This is a genomic window from Janthinobacterium sp. GW821-FHT03C10 (assembly GCF_059420865.1).
Genome location: NZ_JBWKUN010000006.1, coordinates 107,660 through 128,817, shown reverse-complemented (window position 1 = coordinate 128,817; position 21,158 = coordinate 107,660). Strand labels below are relative to the sequence as shown.

Here is a 21,158-nt window from a genome sequence, read left to right as displayed (position 1 = left end):
TCACCGCGGCTGGCGTCAGGTGATGCCAGCCGCGGCGACGCCATCGCCGGCGCCAGCCTGCCTGGCGTGCGCCGTTGTCCCTGTCCCTGTATTTGCGCCATCCATCCCGTCCGTTCCCCCCAGCACCACGCTCAAATCGACAAAGCCGTCGCGCCACGCGCGTTCCAGGTCTTGCTCCACCGCTTCCAGGGTCGTTCTTTCCACCTGCCGGAAACCGCGCAAGCCATACGCCCGGTTGCGCCCGTGCGCCTTGGCCAGGTACAGCGCCATGTCGATCAGGTTGACGCTGCGCTCCCACGTGAGCGGCCGCCCCAGCGGCGCCAGCGGATAGGGCGCAAAGCCCACGGACACGTGCACCTCGATGGTCTGGCCCTGGTAGTCGATGCGTTGCGCCGCCATGCCGTTGAGGATGCGCCGCGCGATATCGTCGAGCCCGTCGCGCGCGACGGCCGGCAGGAAGGCGAGGAATTCCTCGCCGCCCCAGCGCACGATCATGTCCGTTTCGCGCAACACGTCGTGCAGGGTTTCGGCGATCGTCGTCAGCACCAGGTCGCCCGCCGCATGGCCGTAACGGTCGTTGATGTGCTTGAAATGGTCGACGTCGAGCAGGAACAGCGCGCCCACGACGTCGGCGCCGCCGCTGGACGGCTGCGGCTTGCCCGCATGGCTGCGCATGAATTCCTGGAAGTGGCGGCGGTTGTACAGGGCCGTCAGCGGATCGCGCGAGCTCTGGCGCTTGAGTTCCTGGTTTTTCACCTTCAACTGCACGTTCGCGTGACGCACCTTGCGGTACAGCAAGCCAACGATGGCGGAGGCCATGGCCAGCACCAGCGCCAGCAGCCACCACACGCGCTGCTGCAGGCGGCGGTTGTCGATTTCCGCGCTCTTGATCTGATTGTCGCGGCTGAGCAGCTCGATCTGGCGCTGTTTCTTTTCCGCCTCATACTTTTCTTGCAGCTCATACACGGCCTTTTGCCGCTGCTTTTCGAACAGCTGGTTGGAAATGCCCCGCTCGCGGTGGTAGGCCGTGACGGCGCCGCGCAGGTCGCCCGCCTTTTCCAGCGCCATGCCGTATTCCAGCAGCACGGCCTGCATGTCCGGCTGGTTGGCCGTGCGTTCGTAGTAGGCCAGGCCCGTGGCCACGCTTTGCTTGCCTTCCTGCAGCCGTCCCTGGCCGATCAGCGCCTGGCCGATATTGAGCCGCGCCGTCGCCTCCACCTGTTCATCGTTGACCAGGCGCGCCGCCGTGATGGCTTCATTCGCGTAGCGCAGGGCGCGCGCGTAGTCGCCTTGCTTCAAATAGCTATCGGACAGATTGACGAGAGTGACGGCCACCATGCCGCGCGCGCCCAGCTGGCGTTCCAGCGCCAGGGCCGCCAGCAGGGCGCGCTGGCCCCGCTGCGGCTGCTGCGCGTCGAGCGCCAGCCCGTATTCCGTATTCTTCGCCTGCGCCATGCGGCCCGGCGATGCCAGTGTCGCGGAGACTGCCAGCAGTTCGTCAAGCACCTCGAAGCCCTTGTCGTATTCGCGCATCTGCGTGTACAGCAGGGTGAGGGCATTCAGGGCGGCGGCCAGACTGGAGGGGGAGTTGCTCTGGCGCGCCAGGTCGACGGCCGCCTGCAGCTTGGCCAGCGCAAACGGGAAATTGCCTTCCTCGGCCCACGACTGGCCCGCGCTGATGGTCGCCTGCACGCGCACGGGCAGGTCGTCCGTGCCATTGGCGATCTTTTCCGCCTCAAAAGCCAGCAGGTGCGAGGCGCGGCGCTCGTTCCTGGCAAACGTGATGTAGGCCTTGTTGAGTATGCCTTTCGCCAGCGCCACGTCGCTCTTGTTCATGCGGGCGTAGGCGATCAGCTCCTCGGCCAGCTGCATGGCGATGTCGTTCTGCCCCAGGCGCATGCGGGCGTTGCTCAACTGGGTCAGGAATTCCGCGCGCAAGGGCAAGGGCGCGCTGCGCGCCTGCGTTTCCACCTCTTGCAGGCGCTCCAGGGCGCGCGCGGGCACGAAGCGGCCGTCGTCGCGCACGGCGGCAAGATACTGCTCGAGGTTGCCGACCTGGGCGTGCGCGGCAGGCGGCAGCAAGCAGGCCAATACCAGCAGCCAATGCGCCTTTCGCCATGATGCCCGTCTCTGTCTGCCTGCCAACGTCCCGCTCCCGCAATGACCACCTGTCTGTAACAGATTATATTCTGTTGCAATCAAGAAATATCATGCGGTACGCGGAAATTTGCGAAAGTGCACACTTTGGCTGTGCGTCAGCGCAGGGGCAGGGCGGCCCGGGCTGGCCCGCTGTCCTTCAGGCGGAAGATGGCGACGGCCGCGATCAGGGCTTGCGCCTGTTCCTGCAGGCTCTCGGCGGCGGCAGCCGCCTGCTCGACCAGGGCGGCGTTCTGTTGCGTGATGTTGTCCATCTGCGTGACCGCCTGGTTGACCTCGCTGATCCCCGCGCTTTGCTCGTGGCTGGCGCTGGTGATCTCGCTCATGATGGCGGCTACCTTCTGGATCGATTCCACCACCAGCGCCATGGTGCGCCCCGCCTCGTCGACGAGCTTGCTGCCGGCGTCGACCCGTTCCACGGATGCGCTGATCAGGGTCTTGATTTCCTGGGCGGCGGCAGCGCTGCGGTGGGCCAGGCTGCGCACCTCGCCGGCGACGACGGCGAAGCCGCGTCCCTGTTCCCCTGCCCGCGCCGCCTCGACGGCCGCGTTCAGTGCCAGGATATTCGTCTGGAAGGCGATGCCGTCGATGACGCCGATGATGTCGGCGATCTGGCTCGAGCTTTCCTTGATGGCGCCCATCGTGCCGACCACCTTGGCAACGACGGCGCCGCCCTGCACGGCGACGGCCGAGGCGGTGGCGGCCAGCTGGTTCGCCTCGCCGGCATTGCTGGCGTTTTGCCGCACCGTCGCCGTCAGCGTTTCCATCGAGCTGGCCGTCTCTTCGAGGGAACTGGCTTGCGCTTCCGTGCGCGCCGACAGGTCCGCATTGCCCAGCGCGATTTCGTGCGTGGCCACCGACATTTCGCCGGTGCCGCTGCGGATGTCGCCGATCAGCCCCGTCAGGTTGGCGTTGATGGTATTCATCGCATGCAGCAGCACGCCGATTTCGTCGGCTCGTTCGATGACGGCGTCGATGCTCAGGTCGCCGCCGGCGATCAGCTGCGCCGTGGCGATCGCCTGGTCCAGGCTGCGCTTGATGTGGCGGTACACGAGGAATAGGCACAGCAGCGAGACCATGACGGACACCAGCAGCACGCCGACCGTGACGGAGTACGCCGCCATGGTGCCGCTCATCGCCGTCTGCACGGCCGCGCCCGTGCGCTGGTCGAGCAGGGTGAGGAATTCATTCACCGGCTGCATGATCTTCGCCTTGTTGCTGTGGTAGGCGGCGTCGTGCATGATGGCGCGGGCCATTTCCAGGTCCGGCGGCCCGGTTTTGGTGAAGTTGCCGCTGCCGTCGTCGAAGCGGCCCTTGACGGCGTTCATGGCGATCACTTCGGTCTTGACCAGGCCGTCCGAGTTGGCCTGGGCTTCGCGCAGCTTGGCGAATTCCTGCTCGCTGAAGCCGGCCTTGCGCATCAGTTCTGCCAGCGGCACGGCGGGTCCCGTCGATGCGGGCACGGGCACGCCGGCCGCCACGAAGTCCCAGTAGATGCGCTCGTAATGGGCGGGGCGCGGCTTCTTGCCGTTGCGGATGTCGAGGATGTCGAGGTATTGCTGTTCGTACCTGGCGTCGCCCGTGACGACGTAGGTGCGGGCCAGCCGGGTCAGGTCGTCCGAGCTTTGCCGCAGTTCATCGGCCAGCAGATAGGACTGGTAGCGCGTTTCAGTGACCTGGTTCGCCTCGGCCTGCTTGCCCGCCACGCGGAACAGCGCCCACAGGCTGATGAGGGAGAGCGCCAGGCTGAGCAGAAAAATGGCGGCAAAGATATTCCTGATCGACAGTGTGCTGCGCATGGTGTCCCCCGCAGGTGTGGTTGGGGCCGTTGGCATTGCCCGTCAGGTGAATATACTCCCGTCTGCACGGCATTTTAATGCCGTGCAGAAAAAAAGTGCCGCCACGCAACGGCACTCCATGTTGTTCAAACTGCCAGCTGCTGCAGCAGATACAGGCGCTGGTACAAGCCGCCCTCAATCTGCATCAGGGCGTCGTGCGGCCCCGCTTCCGTGATGCGGCCATGGTTGAGCACGATGATCCGGTCCGCCTCGCGGATGGTCGACAGGCGGTGGGCGATGGCGATGATGGTGACCTTGCCGCGCAACTCGTTGAGGGCCAGCTGCACGATCTGCTCCGTCTGGCTATCGATGCGCGACGTCGCTTCGTCGAGCAGCAGGATGCGCGGCTGGCCTGCCAGCGCGCGGGCAATCGCGATCAGCTGCTTCTGCCCCGACGACAGGCGCGAGCCGCCTTCGCCCAACGGCGTGTCGTAGCCGTGTTCCAGCGCCGCGATGAAGTCGTGCGCATGCGCGGCGCGCGCGGCCGTCTCGATCTGCTGCTGCGTGTAGCCGCGGCCCATGTCGATGTTTTCGCGCGCCGAGGCGGCCAGCAGGAAGGGGTCTTGCGGCACCAGGCCCACGTCGGCGCGGAACCGCTCGTTGTCGATGCTGTCGAGGGGCACGCCATTGATGGCGATGCTGCCCTGCGTGACGGGGTAGAAGCGCAGCAGCAAGGAGAGCAGGGTCGACTTGCCGCTGCCCGTGTGGCCGACGATGCCGAAGAAGGCGCCCTGCGGGATCTGCAGCGACAGCTCGTGCAGCACGGGCTGGTTTTCCACATAGGCGAAGGTCAGGCGGGCGATGTCCACGGCGGGCGTGTTGCCGTCATGCGCGCCATGGCGTGCGGCTGGCGCGTTTTTGCCCGGCGCGTGTTCCAGCGCCTGCGCTTCGTCGAGCAGGGCCGAGACGCGCGCCGTCGCCACCACCGACTGCTGCAGCTGGCTGAATTGCATGGTGATCTGGATCAGCGGTTCGATCACGCGCGCGATGTAGCTGATGAACGCATACAGCACGCCCACCTCCACGGCGCCCATCTCGCGCCGGCCGAAGCTGAAGATGACGACGGCCAGCAGCACGATGTTGAGCATGTCGAGCGCGGGGCGCAGCAGCCAGGCGTTGGCGCGCAATTCCTGCATGCGCGCCGTGTAGTGGTCCTGGTTAATGCCCGTGAAGCGCGCGCCGAAGCGCTTTTCCGCGTTATTCGCCTGCAGCACGCTCATGCCGCCGATCGATTCGGCGATCTGGCCATTGATCTCGCTGCGCAGGGCGCGCGCGCGCGTGACGGCCGGCGCGCTCCAGCGCTGGTACAGGAAGACGATGAGCAGCACGGCCGGCAGCAGGGCCAGCACGATCAGCATCAATCGCCAGTCGAGGAAGGCCATGGCGGCCATGGTGCCGACCAGGACGATGGAGCTGTCGAGGATGACGAACAGCACCTGCACGTACAGCGATTTCACCGCTTCCGTGTCGTTGGTGACGCGGCTGACCAGCTGCCCCGTGATGGCGCGATCGAAAAAACTCATCGGCAGGCGCAGCACGTGCTGGTACACGGTTTCGCGCAGGCGCTGCACCGAGCGCATGGCCAGGCCGGACAGGCGCACCAGCTGCAGATAGCGCAGGCCGGAAGCGACCCAGCCCGTCAGCAGGCAGCCGCCCAGCAGCAGCGACATGCGCGTCCAGTCCAGATGGCGCGGCAGCAGGTGCTGGTCGATCAGGGCCTTGCCTAAAATGGGACCCGTGACTTCCAGCGCGGCGGCGAGGATCAGCCAGAACGTGGCCCAGTACAAATGGCGCAGGTCGGGCGCGGCGGCGCGGCGCAGCAGGCCGATGGCTTGCGCGGCCTGGCGGCGCACGGATGGCGTGGCGCTGGCGGTTTGGTCAGTCTTATTAGATGGCATCGAGGCTGGCCTCCAGTTGTTGATAGCGCCACTGGCTGGCGTACCAGCCGTCGCGCTGCATCAGCGCGTCGTGGTTGCCCGTTTCCGTGACGTGGCCGTCGCGCAGCACGAGGATCAGGTCCGCGTTGACGACGGCGCTCAGGCGGTGGCTGGCGATGATGGCGCTGCGCTCGGGGCGCTTGCGGCGCAGTTCTTCCAGGTGCTGCAGGATGCGCGTTTCCGTGCCCGTGTCGACGGCGGACAGCGCGTCGTCGAGCAGCAGCAGGCCGTTGTCGGCCAGCAGGGCCCGGGCGATCGCCACGCGCTGGCGCTGGCCGCCGGACAGGGTGATGCCCTTCTCGCCCACATGCGTTTGATAACCGTCCGGGAACTGCAAAATATCGGCATGAATGTCGGCCAGCTGCGCCGCCCGTTCCACTTCTTCGCGCGTGGCGCCGGGGCGGGCCAGCGCGATATTGTCGGCGATGGTGGCGGAGAATAAAAAGGACTCCTGCGGCACCCAGCTGATGGCAGCGCGCAGCGCGTGCAAGGTATACGCGTCCAGCGCGTGGCCGTTCCAGGTGGCCGTGCCCGACTGCGGCGTGACCTGGCGCAGCAGCACGCGCAGCAGGGTCGACTTGCCGCTGCCCGTGGGGCCGACGAGGCCCAGGGTCTGGCCCGGTTGCAAGCGCAGCGAGATGCCGGACAGCGCGGGCGCCGTCTGGCCCGCATAGGCAAAGCCGACGTCCTGCAATTGCAGGGGGCCGGGCGTCAGCGTGGCGATGCTGCCATGGTCGTCGATGGCCAGCGGCGCGTCGAGCATCGGCTGCAGGCGCTGCCAGGCGGCGCGGCCCCGTTCGATCAATGACAGCACCCAGCCGGCGGCGAACATGGGCCAGATCAGTTGGCCCAGGTACATGGAAAAGCTCGTCAGCGCGCCGATGGTCAGCTGCTCTTGCCACACGAGGTAGCCGCCCAGGCCCAGGGTCAGCGCCGTGGCCGCCGTCAGGGTCAGGCCGACGGCCGGCTCGTACGCCGCTTCCCAGCGCTGCGCCGTCAGGCTGGCGTTGGCCGCGTGGCCGGCCAGGGTGGAGAACTGCTGGCTGCTGCGCTCTTCCAGGCCCAGCGCGCGCAGGGTGCGCACGCCCGACAGCGATTCCTGCACATGGTCGTTCAGCGCGGAAAAGCGTTTCAAGGAATCCGTCGACGCCGTGTGGATATGGCTCGAGATGCGCCAGAAGGCCAGTCCCATCAGGGGGAAGGGCAGGAGGGCGATGCAGGCCAGGCGCCAGTCCACGCCCAGCAGCATGATGCCGAGCACCATCAGCAAGGTCAAGGTGCCGTCGAAGCCGGCCAGCATGGCTTCGCCGGCGGCCATTTCGATGGCGTCGATGTCGTTCGTCGCCAGCGCCATCAGGTCGCCCGTGCGCTGGTTCTGGTAGAACGACGCGCCCTGCTGCGACATGCGCGTGTAGAAGCGCGTGCGCAGCATCACGCCCAGCTGGTAGGCGGCCTTGAACAGGGTGATGCGCCAGCCCACGCGCAGGAAATAGATGACGACGCCGACGGCGAGCAGGGTCAGCAGCTCAAGCCACAGTTCGGCGGCCGTCATGCGGTGCGCGGCCAGCGCGTCGATGATGGCGCCCACGCGGCGCGGGATCCAGACGGTCAGTGTTGCCACGCCGGTCAGCATGACGGCGGCGGCGGCATACGCCGGCCAATGCTGACGCACGAAGCCGGCGATGAGCCTCGATAAACTCATGGTTACCTTTTGTTTTGAGTAATGGGGTGTCGCGGGGCGGAAGGACGGGCACGCGGACGGAAAGTACGCGTAGGATACAACAAGGCGGAAAAGCGCGCTGTGGACGGGCACGCAAAAAACGGGCCGTAGCCCGTTGTTTTGCCGCGTCAGTGCCGTGCGCGAAGCTTACTTGCGGCCGCTGCCTTTGCCGCCGCCCAGCATGTCGAGCTGTTTCGATGGCGCGCCCTTGGGCGCTGCCTTGGCGGCTGGCGCAGGGGCGTGCTTCACGGCGGCCTTGGCCACGGTCTTGCCGGCGGTGCTGGCTGGCTTGGCCGCCGGTTTGCTCGAAGGAATTGGTTTCGCGGCCGGCTTGGCGGGGGCTGGCGCGGCGGCTTTCGCTGGCGCGGCGGCGGCAGGTACGGGCTTGGCCGCTTCAGGCTTGGCTGCCGGTTTGGCTTCCACCGCTTTCACGGCGGGCTTCTCGGCGGCTTGCTCGGCCACCTTGGCAGGTGCCGCCGCCGGCTTGGCTGCCGGCGCGGCAACGGCGGCTGGCGCCACCTTGGCGGCCGGCTTGGCTATGTCGGCCGGCTTGGCGGCAACGGGGGCGGGCGCCGCTGCCGGTGCGGGTGCGGGTGCAGGTGCAGGCGCAGGCGCAGGCGCGACGACGGCCAGCGCGGGCTTGGCTGCGGCAGGAGCAGGCGCCGTTGCGACGGCCGGGGCGGCCGCATCGAGGCGGGCCTTGGCCGAGGCCAGCAATTCCGCCTGGGTGCCCGAGGCGATGCCGAACAGCTGGCGGCTGTAGGCCAGCACGCTCTCGATGCTCGGCTGCGCCTGGCTGGTGCTGTAGCTGAAGAAGTCGCGCGGGTCTTGCGTGACCAGCAGGTGCTGCGCCGTTTCCGCCGTCTGCGACAGGGCGGCCTTGCCGGCCTTCAGGTTCAGGGCGATGATTTTCTCGGCGCTTTCAAAGACTTTGCTGGTCAGGAGGCTGAAGATTTGCAGCTGGTTTTCCAGTTGCGACTTGGTGGCGCTGGAAATGTGTTCTGGAAGCGGAAACATATTTACTCCTTTGTACGGATTAAAATGCTGGCAAAACGCTCTGCAAAATCCCGAAAACCAGAGTTGGCCGCGTTTTGTAAAGTGGGTAGCGTGCTAAATAGCTGATCATGGACTTTTTATGATGCAACGCAATATGAATATTCTAGCGGTGATTCGGGTTAGTTGAAAGTTATTTTCTCAAGGGCGTGCGCCATGGGTTTGCCCTATTCATGCGCCTGGCGGCATTTGCGGAAAGTTTGCGCGCGCGCAAAGCGTTGCCAGGGAATCTATGGCTACGCTTTTGCCAGTGGCTGGTTTCTTGCACTGCAGCATCCATGGGAAATATATAAAGTAACAATTAACTGAAACACCAGACACAGTCGTCAACCGAAGGAGTGTCCGCATGGACCTAGTCATCCGCAATGCCAGCCTGCCCGACGGGCGCCGCGCCATCGATATCGCCATCGAGGGCGGCCGCATCGCCGCCGTCGGCCCCGCCTTGCCCGTGACGGGCGCGCAAGAGATCGACGCCGCCGGCGACCTCGTCACGCCGCCCTTCGTCGACGCCCACTTCCACATGGACGCCACGCTCAGCTACGGCCTGCCGCGCGTGAATGCCTCCGGCACCCTGCTCGAAGGCATCGCCCTGTGGGGCGAGCTGAAGCCGCAACTGACGCAGGACGCGCTGGTCGAACGCGCCCTGCAGTATTGCGACTGGGCCGTGGCGCGCGGCTTGCTGGCCATCCGCTCGCACGTGGACATCTGCGACCCGCGCCTGCTGGCCGTCGAAGCGCTGCTCGACGTCAAGCGGCAAGTGGCGCCGTATCTCGACCTGCAGCTGGTGGCCTTTCCGCAGGACGGCATCCTGCGCAGTCCCGGCGCCTTCGATAATCTAAAACGCGCGATCGCCATGGGCGTCGACGTGGTGGGCGGCATCCCGCATTTCGAGCGCACCATGGCCGATGGCGCGGAATCCGTGCGCCTGCTGTGCGAATTTGCCTGCGAGCGTGGCCTGATGGTCGACATGCATTGCGATGAATCGGACGATCCGCTGTCGCGCCACATCGAAACCCTGGCCTTCCACAGCCAGCGCCTTGGCATGCAGGGCAGGGTGACGGGCTCGCACCTGACCTCCATGCATTCGATGGACAATTACTATGTGAGCAAACTGCTGCCCCTGATCCGCGAGGCGGGCGTGGCGGCCATCGCCAACCCCCTCATCAACATCACCCTGCAGGCGCGCCACGACACATATCCGAAGCGGCGCGGCATGACGCGCGTGCCCGAGATGCTGGCCGCCGGCATTCCCGTCGCCTTCGGCCACGATTGCGTGATGGACCCGTGGTACAGCCTCGGTTCCGGCGACATGCTGGAAGTGGCGCACATGGGACTGCACGTGGCGCAGATGACGGGTCAGCAGGCGATGCACGAGTGTTTTTTGGCCGTGACGGAGACGCCGGCGCGCATCCTGGGCCTGGACGGCTACGGCATCGCGCCCGGCTGCCACGCGGACTTGCTGATACTCGATTGCGGCAGCACCGTGGAAGCGCTGCGCCTGCGCGCCGCGCGGCGCCTGGTGCTGCGGCGCGGGAAAGTCGTCAGCGAGGCACCGCGCGCGCAATCGCGCCTGCACCTGCCGGGGCGGCCCGAGAGTGTGAACTTCCGCCTGGGGCGCTGATACAATCGGCCATCATTTGTCATTGGGAGCACCGCCTTGAAAGAAATTGATATCCGTCCGGCCAACGAAGCCGATTTCGACGCCATGTGGGCCATCTTCCAGGTCCTGGTGGCCGCTGGCGACACCTATACCTTCCCCGCCGAGACCACGCGCGAAGAGTGTCACGCCTACTGGTTCGGTCCCGGCGTGCAAAGCTTCGTCGCCGTGATGGGCAGCGAGCGCCTGCTGGGCATGTACAAGCTGGTGGCGAACCAGCCGGGCCATGGATCGCACGTGGCCAATGCCTCGTTCATGGTCGACCCGGCCGCGCAAGGCGTGGGCGTGGGCCGCCTGATGGGCGTGCACTGCATGGAAGAAGCGCGCCGCGCGGGCTACCTGGCGATGCAGTTCAACTTCGTCGTCAGCACCAACCTGGCCGCCGTCACGCTGTGGAAAAAACTGGGCTTCACGGTGGTCGCCACCCTGCCGCTGGCCTACCGCCACGCGCAGCTGGGCTATGTCGACGCCTACGTGATGTACCAGCTGCTGACCGATCCGATGCAGTGGCCGGCATGAGCGGCGCCGTCACTGTGATGGAGACGCCCCGTCTGCGCCTGCGCACGGCCACGCTGGACGATGCGGCCTTCTACATGGAGCTGGTCAACGACCCGTCGTGGATCGCCAACATCGGCCAGCGCAACATCCACACCCTGGAAGCGGCCCGCGCCGCGCTGGAGTCGGGACCGATGGCGCAGTTCGGCGAGCATGGCTATTCGCTGTACATCGTCGAGCGGCGCAGCGATGGCACCCCCGTGGGCATGGCCGGCCTGGTGCGGCGCGACAGCCTGCCCGGCCCCGATATCGGCTATGCCATGCGTCCCGCCTACTGGGGCCAGGGCTATGCCTGGGAAGCGACGGCGGCCATCGTGCGGCATGCGCAGCACGTGCTGCGCATGCCCACCCTGTACGGCATCACCTCGCTGCAGAACCAGGCGTCGATCAATCTGCTCAACAAGCTGGGACTGCGCTTCGAGCGCTTTACGCGCCGCCAGCCGGACGGCAAGGATACGAACGTCTACCGCCGCGATTTTCGTCTGGATTGAATGGACAATGCATATCGAAAGACTGAAAAATAGTATTTAAAATCCGGCCGCTTTTGTAGTGGTGGCGCGCAGTCTTTGTTTTTATAGTTGGCATACCGGTGGAAGACCGCCGGACTATAAAAACTGGAGACTCGTGATGAAGATCGTTACTGCTATTGCATGGGGCGGCGTCATGTCCGCCGCCTGCGCGTCAATGCCGGCGGCATCGGCGCAAAGCTGCTCGGTGCCCGTCCTCAAGGTGCTGGCGCAAAAGAGCCTGGGCCTGACCGTGATGGAAAAGACCCTGGCCGAGTATGAAAAGAAAAACGGCACCAAGGTGCAGATCAGCTATTTCGGCGAAAACGACCGCCGCTCCAAGGCTAGGCTCGACGCTTCCACCAAGGCCGGCTCCTACCAGATCTATTACATCGACGAAGCCAACGTGGCCGAATTCGCCACGGCCGGCTGGGTCGTCCCCCTGCTCAAATACCTGCCCAAGGATGCCGACTACGACGACTTCCTGCCGGGCCGCCGCGCCGTCGCCGCGTACAAGGGCGTGGCGTATTTCGCGCCCCTGATCGGCGGCAGCGACTTCCTGCTCTACCGCCGCGACCTGCTGGAAAAGGCCGGCATCGCCGTGCCGAAGACGCTCGACGAACTGGTCGCCGCCGTGAAAAAACTCAACAGCCCGCCGAACGTGTATGGCTGGGCGGCGCGGGGCCAGCGCGGCTCGGGCATGAATGTGTGGCGCTGGGCGCCGTTCATGCTGGCCGCCGGCGGCAAGTGGGAAAACAATGGCGTGCCGGCCTTCAATTCGCCGCAGGCCGTCAAGGCCACCACCCTGTACCGCGAGCTGTTCAAGTACTCGCCGCCGGGCGGTGCCACCTACGACTGGAGCAACGCGCTCGAAGCATTCAGGTCGGGCAAGGTGGCCTTCATGATCGAGTCGACGCCGTTCGCCGACTGGATGGAAGACCCTAAAAAATCCTCGGTGGTCGACAAGGTGGGCTATGTGCGCCCGCCATCGCCATTGCCATCGGCCGCGTTTGGCCACGGCCTGGCCATCTCCGCCACTGGCGCGAAGGATGAATGCACGCGCCTGGCGGCCGGCAAGTTCATCGCCTGGGCCACGGGCAAGGAGCAGGAACAGGCGCGCCTAAAGGACAAGGTCTTCAGCGACTACAACCGCAGCAGCACCATCGCCAGCGAGTACTTCCGCAAGCACGTCAAGCCGCAGATCCAGGCCGGCCTGACGGACACCACGCCCGTCTCGCGCGTCACCATCTGGCCCAGCCCCGAGTGGCCGGACATCGGCGACAACCTGGGCGTAGTTTTGGAGGAGGTGTTTACGGGCACGCGCGGCGACGTGCAAAGCGCGCTCGATGAAGCCAATGAGTATGCGACGGAAGTGATGCAGCGGGCTAGTAAACGCAAATAAGCCGGTAGTACCGTTCCAACCCCCAACGGCGAAAGGCTGCGGTCGGCCCCTCAGGGTCCGACCCCGGTACTCGCCTTTGGGGTAAACATGACGCTTGAAAGCCGACGCCTATGCCGCACTCGATCCGCAAGAAACGCCACACCTGGCTGCCGGCCGTCTTTCTGACGCTGCCGCTGCTGGTCCTGCTGATACTGGGCCTGGTGCCCAGTATCGCCGCCATCAACCTGGCTCTGCAAAACCGCGTGCTGCGCTACAGCGACAGCGACTACGTCGGCTTTGCCAATTTTCTCCGCCTGTTCGGCGACCGCCGCTTCCTCAATGCCGTGCAGGTGTCGGCCATCTGGGAAGTGGTCACCGTGGCCGGATCGCTGCTCCTCGGCGTGCTGCTGGCCGTGTTCCTGTTCGAGAAAGTCAAGGGCCGCACGCGTGACGTCATCGCGCTGCTGCTGATCGTACCGGTGCTGCTGCCGCGCGTCTCGGCCGCCTTCATCTGGAAGTTCATGTATTCGCCGCTGATGGGCATTTTGAACTGGCTGCTCGAATGCGTGGGCCTGGGCGGCACGGCGCTGCTGTCGGACCCCGCCACGGCCCTGTACGCGGTGGCGCTGGTCGATATCTGGCAGTGGGGCCTGTTCTTCGGCGCCGTCATCCTGAAGCTGCTGGAAACCCTGCCCGCCGAACCGCTGGAAGCGGCGCGCCTCGACTACGCCAGCACGCTGCAGGTGTATGCCTACATCGCGCTGCCGATGCTGAAGGTGCCCATCATGAGCCTCGTGTTCATCAAGATGGTCGAGTCGCTGCGCTCGTTCGACCTGATCTACGTGATGACCAAGGGCGGCCCCGGCATCTCCACCGAAACGCTGGACATGTACGCATATGCGCAAGGCATCGGCCTGATGGGCAAGGTGTCGTACGCGTCCAGCATGGCCGTGCTGATGATGCTGGCCACCACCGTCATCTTCACCTTACTCTGGAAGCGGGTCGCCAAATGGGAAAACTGACGCTCTCTCGCGGCATTGGTGCCGTCGCCACCACCGCCATCACCACCGTGATTATCCTGGTGGCGCTGTTCCCCATCCTGTGGGCCGTGCTCAATTCCTTCAAGGAGCTGATGGACATCGTCACGCCCGTGCCGCGCTTTTTCTTCAGCCCGACCCTGGCCAACTACCAGCAGGTGCTGGCCAGCCCGGAAGTGCTCACGGGGCTGGGCAACAGCGTGGTCATCGTCGGCGTGGCCGTGCTGCTGGGCGCCGTGCTGGGCGTGCCGGCCGCGTATGCGATCGCCCGCTATCCGATACCTGCCAAGAAGGATATCCAGTTCTTCCTGCTGTCGCTGCGTTTTTTGCCGCCCGTGGCTGTCGCCATTCCATTGATCTCGATCTGGATCGACCTGGGCCTGTACGACTCGCGCCTGTCGATGGTGGTGACGTATCTGCTGGTGACCCTGTCGACCATCATCTGGCTGTCGATTCCCGCCTTTGCCCGCATCCCGAAAGAGATCGAGGAAGCGGCGGCGCTGGACGGCTACGGCCCCTACCAGGTGTTCTGGCACGTGGCCCTGCCGGTGGCCTCGAAGACACTGATGGGCGGCATCGTCTTCAGCTTCGTGCTGGTCTGGAATGAACTGATGATCGCGCTGGCGCTCACCTCCTCGAAAAGCATTACCTTGCCCGTCGTGGCGTCGGCATTTACCTCGATGGGCCAGGAGGTGCCGTGGGGCGTGGTGAACGCTTCCACCGTGCTGCTGGCGCTGCCGCCGCTGCTGTTCGTCGGCATCCTGGGACGGCTGCTCAACTCCATGCTCAAACACAAATAAAAGGACATCATCATGCAAGCACTCGTACTGGAACAGGCGGAAAAAATCACCCTGCGCGACATCGACGTGCCACTCGTCGTCGGCCCGCGCGACGTGAAAATCAAGATTCATACCGTGGGCATCTGCGGCAGCGACGTGCATTACTTCAAGCATGGCAAGATCGGCCCCTACGCCGTCGACGCGCCGATGGTGCTCGGTCACGAAGCGTCCGGCGTGGTGGCCGAAGTGGGCGATGAAGTGACGCACCTGAAGGTGGGCGACCGGGTCTGCATGGAGCCGGGCGTGCCGCAGTTCGATTCGCCGGCCACCATGCGCGGCCTGTACAACCTCGATCCTGCAGTGCGCTTTTGGGCCACGCCACCCATCCACGGTTGTCTCACGCCATATGTCGTGCATCCGGCTGCCTTTACCTTCAAGCTGCCCGACAACGTCAGCTTCGGTGAAGGCGCCATCGTCGAACCGCTGTCCATCGGACTGCAGGCGGCCACGAAGGCGGCCATCAAGCCAGGCGACGTGGCCGTGGTGATCGGCGCCGGCACCATCGGCGCCATGAATGCGCTGGCGGCGCTGGCGGGCGGCTGCTCGCGCGTGATCCTGGCCGACCTGGTGCCGGAAAAACTGGCCCTGTTCGCCGATAACCCGGCCGTGACCACGGTCGACGTGCGCCAGGCCAGCCTGGCGGACACGGTGCGAGAGGCCACCGATGGCTGGGGCGCCGACATCGTCTTCGAAGCCAGCGGCGGCATGCGCGCCTACGACAACATCGTCGACCTGCTGTGCCCGAACGGCTGCCTGGTGCTGGTCGGCATACCGCCCGACAACGTTCCCTTCGATATCGTCGCCATCCAGGCCAAGGAAGTGCGTATCGAGTCGGTGTTCCGCTACGCGAACATCTTCCCGCGCGCGATCGCCTTGCTCGCTTCCGGCAAGATCGACGTGAAGCCTTTCATTTCGCGCACCTTCGGCTTTGCCGATGGCGTGCAGGCGTTCGAGGAAGCGGCCAAGGGCCACCCGCGCGACGTCAAGATCCAGATCGAACTGGCAGGAGCGTAAGCATGGCAAATATCGCTTGCAGGCAGCTGCACAAGACTTATGACCAGAAGACGGCAGTGCTGCAGCCGTTCGACCTGGAAATCGATGACGGCGAATTCATCGTCCTGCTGGGGCCTTCGGGCTGCGGCAAGTCGACCCTGCTGCGCATGATCGCGGGCCTGGAAGACATCAGCGGCGGCGAGCTGTTGATCGGCGGCGCCGTCGTCAACGATTTGCCGCCCCGCGCGCGCAATGTGGCGATGGTGTTCCAGAACTATGCGCTGTATCCGCACATGACGGTGTACGACAATATCGCCTTCGGCTTGCGCCGCCTGAAGGTGCCGAACGACGAGATCGAGCGCCGCGTGCGCGAGGTGGCCGCCATCCTCAGTCTGGACAGCCTGCTCGAGCGCAAGCCGCGCGCCATGTCGGGTGGCCAGCAGCAACGCACGGCCATTGCGCGCGCCATGATCAAGACGCCGCAGGTATTCCTGTTCGATGAACCGTTGTCGAACCTGGATGCCAAGCTGCGCGCGCAGCTGCGCGCCGACATCAAGCGATTGCACCGCCGCCTGCGCACCACCACCCTGTACGTCACGCACGACCAGCTCGAGGCCATGACCCTGGCCGACCGGGTGGTGCTGATGAAGGGCGGGCATATCGAGCAGATCGGCACGCCGGCGGAACTGTACAACCATCCGCGCACCCTGTTCGCGGCAGGGTTCATTGGCACCCCTGCCATGAACTTCATCGACGGCGTCATCGAGAAGGAGGGCGGGCAAACGCTGCTCGTGTGCGCCGGCTACCGCTGGCCGCTGATTTCCCCCCGCTTCGCGGCCTTGCCGGCCGGCACGCGCGTGGTCTTCGGCCTGCGTCCGAACCACTTGCGCGCGGCGCGGCCGGACGAGCCGGCGGGTACGCATGGCCTGGCATGCGCCATCGACCTGGTCGAACTGCTGGGCGCCGAAGCGCTGATCAGCTTTCAGTGCGGCGCCTTGACCTTGTCCGCCCTGCTGCCGGCGAATGCGGCCAACAGCGCGGCGCAGGTGGGGCAGAGCCTGGCGCTGGCCTTCGATGAAGAGCACATGCACCTGTTCGACGCCGACAGCGGACTGGCCTTGGCGCTCAGTGCTCAGCTAAGTGGTTAGAATAGCTGGCAACGAGACCGCGCAAGGGGAACTTCCGTGACGCCTGACCTGGAACTGATCCACAAACCGATCCACGAATCATTTCGCGCGTGGGCGCACGGCTTTCCGCATACCGGGGTGAAATGGCATTTTCATCCCGAGTACGAACTGCACTTCATCATCACCTCAAACGGCAAATTTTTTATCGGCGACCATATCGGCAGTTACGGGGCGGGCAATCTGATCCTGACAGGACCAAACCTGCCGCATAACTGGGTCAGCGAATTGCCGGAAGGCGTGGTCCTGCCCGAGCGCGACCTGGTGCTGCAGTTTTCCAGCGACTTCATCGAACGTTGCATGCTGCTGTTCCCGGAAATGGCGCCCCTGAAAGTCCTGCTGAGCGAGGCAGGCAGGGGCTTGCAATTTCCCGATGCGCTGGGCTTGCGCCTGGTGCCGCTGATGAAGGAATTGACGACGGCGCAGGGCTTGCGCCGGGTCGAGCTGTTTACGCGCCTGTTCGGCGAGCTGTGCGAGTGCCGCGAGCGGCGGCCCCTGGCCAGCGTGACTTACCTGGCGCAGGCGGGGCGCTATATGTCCTCGACCATCAACCTGGTGCTGACCTACATCAAGCAGAACATCACTCTGGATTTTTGCGAGCAGGACGTGGCCGACGTGGCGGAGATGAACACCTTGAAATTCACGCGTTTCTTCCGCAAGCATACGGGTACCTCGTTCATTCAATACGTCAACCAGGAACGCATCGCGCTCGCGTGCGAGCTGCTGAGGAACACGGACATGAAGGTCACCGATATCTGCTACCGCACGGGTTTCAACAACCTCTCCAATTTCAACCGCCAGTTTTTGGTCCACAAGCAGATGTCGCCGTCGAAATTCCGCTCCTGCGGGCAAATGAACATGCCAGCGTCGTTTTCCTGACGGTCCGTTTTCACTTTTTTTATGGAACCATCGTGACTTATCTCGGTATCGATATCGGCACTTCCGAAGTCAAGGCCATCCTCACCGATGACGCGCAGACCATTCTCGCCAGCAGCGGCGTGACCCTGCGCGTCTCCAGTCCCCATCCCGGCTGGTCGGAACAGAATCCCGAAGACTGGTGGCACGCCACGCTGGACGTGATCGCCGCCATCCGCGCCGCGCAGCCGGTGGCGTTTTCCGGCTTGCGCGGCATCGCCCTGTCGGGCCAGATGCATGGCGCCACACTGCTCGACAAGCAGCAGCACGTGCTGCGCGCGGCCATCCTGTGGAACGACACGCGCGCCTTTGCCGAATGCGTGGAGCTCGAGGCGCTGGTGCCCGAGTCGCGCGCCATCACGGGCAACCAGGCCATGCCCGGTTTCACGGCGCCCAAGCTGCTGTGGCTGCAAAAATACGAACCGTCGCTGTTCCGCGCCACGGCCAAGGTCCTGCTGCCCAAGGATTACGTGGCCCTGCGCCTGACGGGCGAGTACGTGTCCGACATGTCCGACGCTTCCGGCACCCTGTGGCTGGACGTGGCCAAACGCGACTGGTCCGAGCGCATGCTGGCAGCCACCGGCCTCTCGCGTGAACACATGCCGCGCCTGGTCGAAGGCAGCGCCGCCGCCGCGCAGGTGCGGCCCTCGCTGTGCCAGGAATGGGGCATCGCGCATGCGGTGCTGCTGGCCGGCGGCGCGGGCGACAACGCGGCGGCGGCCGTGGGCCTGGGCGTGGTGGAGCCGGGTGCCGGCCTGCTGTCGCTGGGAACCTCGGGCGTGCTGTTCGCCGGCAGCGACGGTTTCGCGCCCAATCCGGGCCAGGGCGTGCACGCGTTCTGCCATTGCCTGCCCGAGCGCTGGCACCAGATGAGCGTGATCCTCAGCGCCGCGTCCAGCCTCAGTTGGGTGGCGCGCCTGACGCAATCGAACGACATCGGCGAATTGGTGACACTGGCGGAAAACGTCGAGGCGCGCACGGCGCCCGTCTTCCTGCCCTACCTGAGCGGCGAGCGCACGCCGCACAACGACGCCACGGCGCGCGGCGTGTTTTTCGGTTTGTCGACGGAGCACGGGCGCGCGGAACTGGCCTACAGCGTGATGGAAGGCGTGGCCTTTGCCATGGCCGACGGCAATGCGGCCCTGCGCAGCGCCGGCACGCATCTGAAAGAAGCGTCGTTCGTGGGCGGCGGCTCGCGCAGCCGTTTCTGGGCCCAGCTGTGCGCGAATGCCTCGGGCTTGCACGTGCTGCGCCACGACCATGGCGTGGCAGGCGGCACCCTGGGCGCGGCGCGCCTGGCGCAGATGGCGGTGACGGGCTTGCCGCCCGCGCAGGTGTGCACGCGCCCGGCCGTGCAGGAAACGGTGGCGCCGCAGGCGTCCAGCGTGCTCGATGAGCGCCTGGCGCGCTACCGGCGTTTGTATCCGCTGCTGCGCGAAGAGTTCGCGGGCGCGGCGGCGGCGCGCTGAAGGGGGCGGCAAGATTGCCTGCCCGGCCATGCTGTAGGCGCGGGATATGGCCAGACAGTCAATCTTCCCGTGTAATTTGTTGTTTCTATGTTGAAAGTGTTTCTTTAGCGAAAGCGCCGCTTGGTTTTTCACGGGGCGCGCCGCATGATTTCCTCGTTTGGTGAGAATTGGATAGATTTGGCGGCGTCTTTGTTGCCATCCTGTTCTTGCCGCCGGGAGAAACACATGCAACTTGCGAATCTGAAAATCTCCGTCCGCCTGGGTTTGTTGGGCGCCTTCTTCTTTCTTGCGCTGGTGTTCGTCGGCGCGCGCGGCTGGAGCGCGCTCGACGCGGCCAGCGCGCGCGGCGCGGACGCCATGCAGCGCTCCGTGGCCCTGACGGAAGCCGTCGACGCGGCGCGCAGCGCGCAGGTGGAATTCAAGATCCAGGTGCAGGAATGGAAAAACATCCTGCTGCGCGGCGGCGACGCGGCCGCCTTCCAGCGCTACCGCGAAGCGTTCGTCGCCAGCGGCGCGCAGACGCGCAAGGAATTGAAAAGCCTGCAGGCGATGATGCACGCGTTGCAACTCGATACGGCGCCCGTGGAGCGTGCGCTGCAGGCGCACGATGCGCTCGGCGTGAGCTACCTGGCGGCGCTGCAACAGTATGACGGCGCGCGCGCCGACAGCGCCCACACGGTCGATGCGCTGGTCAAGGGCATGGACCGCGAACCGACGCGCCAGATCGACGCCATCGTCGCGGCCATCGGCAAGCAGTCGCACGGCCTGATGGCGCAGATGAAGGAGGAAGACGCGGCCGCGCACCGCAGTGCCAGCATCGTCATGCTGGCCACGGTGCTGGTGACCCTGGTCGTCGGCAGCGTCACCGTGTGGTGGCTGATCCGCAGCATCACGGTGCCGCTGGGCGTGGCCGTCGGCATCGCCCAGCAAGTGGCGGCCGGCGACTTGCGCGCCGTGGTGGCCGGCGGCAGCCGCGATGAAATCGGCGACCTGCTGCGGGCTTTAAAAGTGATGAGCGGCAACCTGGCCGACATCGTGGGCAGGGTGCGGGCCGGCACGGACGCCATCGCCATGGCGTCCGGCGAAATCGCCAGCGGCAATATGGACCTGTCCTCGCGCACGGAGGAGCAGGCCAGTTCGCTGGAAGAGACGGCCGCCTCGATGATCGAGCTGACGTCCACCGTGCGGCAGAATAACGACAACGCCGACCAGGCGCGCCAGCTGGCCGGCGGCGCGTCCGACGTGGCGCAGCGGGGCGGCGCGGCCGTGGCGCAGGTGGTGCAGACCATGAACCATATCAATGCCTCCTCGAAGCGCATCGTCGACATCATCGCCGTCATCGACGGCATCGCTTTCCAGACGAATATCCTGGCCCTGAATGCGGCCGTGGAAGCGGCGCGCGCGGGCGAGCAGGGACGCGGTTTCGCCGTCGTGGCGACCGAGGTGCGCAGCCTGGCGCACCGCTCGGCCGCGGCGGCCATGGAAATCAAGCAGTTGATCGGCGAATCCGTGCGCACGGTGGAAGAGGGCAGCGTGCTGGCCGGCCAGGCGGGGCGCACGATGGATGAGGTGGTCAGCAGCGTGCAGCGCGTCAACGCCATCATCGGCGAGATCGCCGTGGCCAGCGTGGAGCAGCGCGACGGCATCGAGCAGATCAGCATCGCCATCAGCCAGATGGATGGCGTGACGCAGCAAAACGCGGCCCTGGTGGAGCAGGCCGCCGCCGCCGCGGACGCGCTGCAGCAGCAGGCTGCCAGCCTGGCCGACGCCGTCAGCATCTTCAAACTGCACGGCACGCCCGGCGTGGGCGCACCGGCTGGCGCCGCCCTGGCCCGCACGCTGTCGCTGGCCTGAAGCCGGCGTGTCCCGCGCCGCTTGATGCCAGTCAAGCGGCACCCGATCAGGCAAATATCGCCC

16 protein-coding genes are annotated in these 21,158 nt (G+C 65.6%); 11 read left to right on the top strand and 5 right to left on the bottom strand.

Annotated features, from left to right (window positions below):
• Nucleotides 1–15: 15 nt before the first annotated feature.
• From AC07VH_RS20345 to phaP, 5 genes are all read right to left on the bottom strand, one after another.
• On the bottom strand, nt 16–2,082 hold the full coding sequence (locus AC07VH_RS20345; RefSeq protein WP_494787799.1) for a sensor domain-containing diguanylate cyclase: 2,067 nt from the start codon (nt 2,080–2,082) through the stop codon (nt 16–18).
• A 173-nt stretch (nt 2,083–2,255) separates the two neighbouring features.
• Nucleotides 2,256–3,956 (bottom strand): methyl-accepting chemotaxis protein, encoded by a 1,701-nt coding sequence (locus tag AC07VH_RS20340; RefSeq protein ID WP_494787798.1) that lies wholly within the window; start codon nt 3,954–3,956, stop codon nt 2,256–2,258.
• Nucleotides 3,957–4,081: 125 nt separating this feature from the next.
• Nucleotides 4,082–5,893, bottom strand: coding sequence for an ABC transporter ATP-binding protein (locus AC07VH_RS20335; protein ID WP_494787797.1), 1,812 nt, complete (start codon nt 5,891–5,893; stop codon nt 4,082–4,084).
• Nucleotides 5,883–7,634 (bottom strand): ABC transporter ATP-binding protein, encoded by a 1,752-nt coding sequence (locus AC07VH_RS20330; protein ID WP_494787796.1) that lies wholly within the window; start codon nt 7,632–7,634, stop codon nt 5,883–5,885. Before AC07VH_RS20330 ends, AC07VH_RS20335 begins: the two co-directional genes overlap by 11 nt.
• 165 nt (nt 7,635–7,799) lie before the next feature.
• Nucleotides 7,800–8,669: a TIGR01841 family phasin gene (phaP, locus tag AC07VH_RS20325; RefSeq protein WP_494787795.1), complete on the bottom strand. Its 870-nt coding sequence runs from the start codon at nt 8,667–8,669 to the stop codon at nt 7,800–7,802.
• A gap of 382 nt (nt 8,670–9,051) precedes the next feature.
• Between phaP and AC07VH_RS20320 the strand changes: the two genes are divergently transcribed.
• The 11 genes from AC07VH_RS20320 (at nt 9,052) to AC07VH_RS20270 (ending at nt 21,095) form a co-directional block, all read left to right on the top strand.
• Nucleotides 9,052–10,326 carry an amidohydrolase family protein gene (locus tag AC07VH_RS20320; RefSeq protein ID WP_494787794.1) on the top strand — a complete coding sequence of 425 codons (1,275 nt, stop codon included), beginning with the start codon at nt 9,052–9,054 and terminating at the stop codon, nt 10,324–10,326.
• 36 nt (nt 10,327–10,362) lie between these two features.
• On the top strand, nt 10,363–10,881 hold the full coding sequence (locus AC07VH_RS20315) for a GNAT family N-acetyltransferase (protein WP_494787793.1): 519 nt from the start codon (nt 10,363–10,365) through the stop codon (nt 10,879–10,881).
• Nucleotides 10,878–11,408, top strand: a complete 531-nt coding sequence (locus AC07VH_RS20310; protein ID WP_494787792.1) for a GNAT family N-acetyltransferase — start codon at nt 10,878–10,880, stop codon at nt 11,406–11,408. Before AC07VH_RS20315 ends, AC07VH_RS20310 begins: the two co-directional genes overlap by 4 nt.
• 172 nt (nt 11,409–11,580) lie before the next feature.
• The gene (locus AC07VH_RS20305; protein ID WP_494787910.1) at nt 11,581–12,825 is read left to right on the top strand and encodes an ABC transporter substrate-binding protein; all 1,245 of its coding nucleotides are present in this window, start codon (nt 11,581–11,583) and stop codon (nt 12,823–12,825) included.
• A 110-nt stretch (nt 12,826–12,935) separates the two neighbouring features.
• Nucleotides 12,936–13,826 (top strand): carbohydrate ABC transporter permease, encoded by an 891-nt coding sequence (locus AC07VH_RS20300; RefSeq protein WP_494787791.1) that lies wholly within the window; start codon nt 12,936–12,938, stop codon nt 13,824–13,826.
• Nucleotides 13,814–14,641 (top strand): carbohydrate ABC transporter permease, encoded by an 828-nt coding sequence (locus AC07VH_RS20295; protein ID WP_494787790.1) that lies wholly within the window; start codon nt 13,814–13,816, stop codon nt 14,639–14,641. The genes AC07VH_RS20300 and AC07VH_RS20295 overlap by 13 nt, the downstream gene beginning before the upstream one ends.
• A 12-nt stretch (nt 14,642–14,653) precedes the next feature.
• The gene (locus tag AC07VH_RS20290) at nt 14,654–15,694 is read left to right on the top strand and encodes an NAD(P)-dependent alcohol dehydrogenase (RefSeq protein WP_475414772.1); all 1,041 of its coding nucleotides are present in this window, start codon (nt 14,654–14,656) and stop codon (nt 15,692–15,694) included.
• A 2-nt stretch (nt 15,695–15,696) separates the two neighbouring features.
• The gene (locus tag AC07VH_RS20285) at nt 15,697–16,821 is read left to right on the top strand and encodes an ABC transporter ATP-binding protein (RefSeq protein WP_475414771.1); all 1,125 of its coding nucleotides are present in this window, start codon (nt 15,697–15,699) and stop codon (nt 16,819–16,821) included.
• 36 nt (nt 16,822–16,857) lie between these two features.
• Nucleotides 16,858–17,736 carry an AraC family transcriptional regulator gene (locus AC07VH_RS20280; protein WP_475414770.1) on the top strand — a complete coding sequence of 293 codons (879 nt, stop codon included), beginning with the start codon at nt 16,858–16,860 and terminating at the stop codon, nt 17,734–17,736.
• Nucleotides 17,737–17,768: 32 nt separating this feature from the next.
• Nucleotides 17,769–19,241, top strand: coding sequence for a xylulokinase (gene xylB, locus AC07VH_RS20275; RefSeq protein WP_494787789.1), 1,473 nt, complete (start codon nt 17,769–17,771; stop codon nt 19,239–19,241).
• Between the two features lie 225 nt (nt 19,242–19,466).
• Nucleotides 19,467–21,095, top strand: a complete 1,629-nt coding sequence (locus AC07VH_RS20270) for a methyl-accepting chemotaxis protein (RefSeq protein ID WP_494787788.1) — start codon at nt 19,467–19,469, stop codon at nt 21,093–21,095.
• Nucleotides 21,096–21,158: the final 63 nt, after the last annotated feature.

Coding starts and splice junctions, on each gene's coding strand:
- AC07VH_RS20340 (WP_494787798.1), bottom strand. CDS start 3,956: ATGCGCAGCACACTGTCGATCAGGAATATCTTTGCCGCCATTTTTCTG.
- AC07VH_RS20335 (WP_494787797.1), bottom strand. CDS start 5,893: ATGCCATCTAATAAGACTGACCAAACCGCCAGCGCCACGCCATCCGTG.
- AC07VH_RS20330 (WP_494787796.1), bottom strand. CDS start 7,634: ATGAGTTTATCGAGGCTCATCGCCGGCTTCGTGCGTCAGCATTGGCCG.
- phaP (WP_494787795.1), bottom strand. CDS start 8,669: ATGTTTCCGCTTCCAGAACACATTTCCAGCGCCACCAAGTCGCAACTG.
- AC07VH_RS20320 (WP_494787794.1), top strand. CDS start 9,052: ATGGACCTAGTCATCCGCAATGCCAGCCTGCCCGACGGGCGCCGCGCC.
- AC07VH_RS20310 (WP_494787792.1), top strand. CDS start 10,878: ATGAGCGGCGCCGTCACTGTGATGGAGACGCCCCGTCTGCGCCTGCGC.
- AC07VH_RS20305 (WP_494787910.1), top strand. CDS start 11,581: ATGTCCGCCGCCTGCGCGTCAATGCCGGCGGCATCGGCGCAAAGCTGC.
- AC07VH_RS20300 (WP_494787791.1), top strand. CDS start 12,936: ATGCCGCACTCGATCCGCAAGAAACGCCACACCTGGCTGCCGGCCGTC.
- AC07VH_RS20295 (WP_494787790.1), top strand. CDS start 13,814: ATGGGAAAACTGACGCTCTCTCGCGGCATTGGTGCCGTCGCCACCACC.
- AC07VH_RS20290 (WP_475414772.1), top strand. CDS start 14,654: ATGCAAGCACTCGTACTGGAACAGGCGGAAAAAATCACCCTGCGCGAC.
- AC07VH_RS20285 (WP_475414771.1), top strand. CDS start 15,697: ATGGCAAATATCGCTTGCAGGCAGCTGCACAAGACTTATGACCAGAAG.
- AC07VH_RS20270 (WP_494787788.1), top strand. CDS start 19,467: ATGCAACTTGCGAATCTGAAAATCTCCGTCCGCCTGGGTTTGTTGGGC.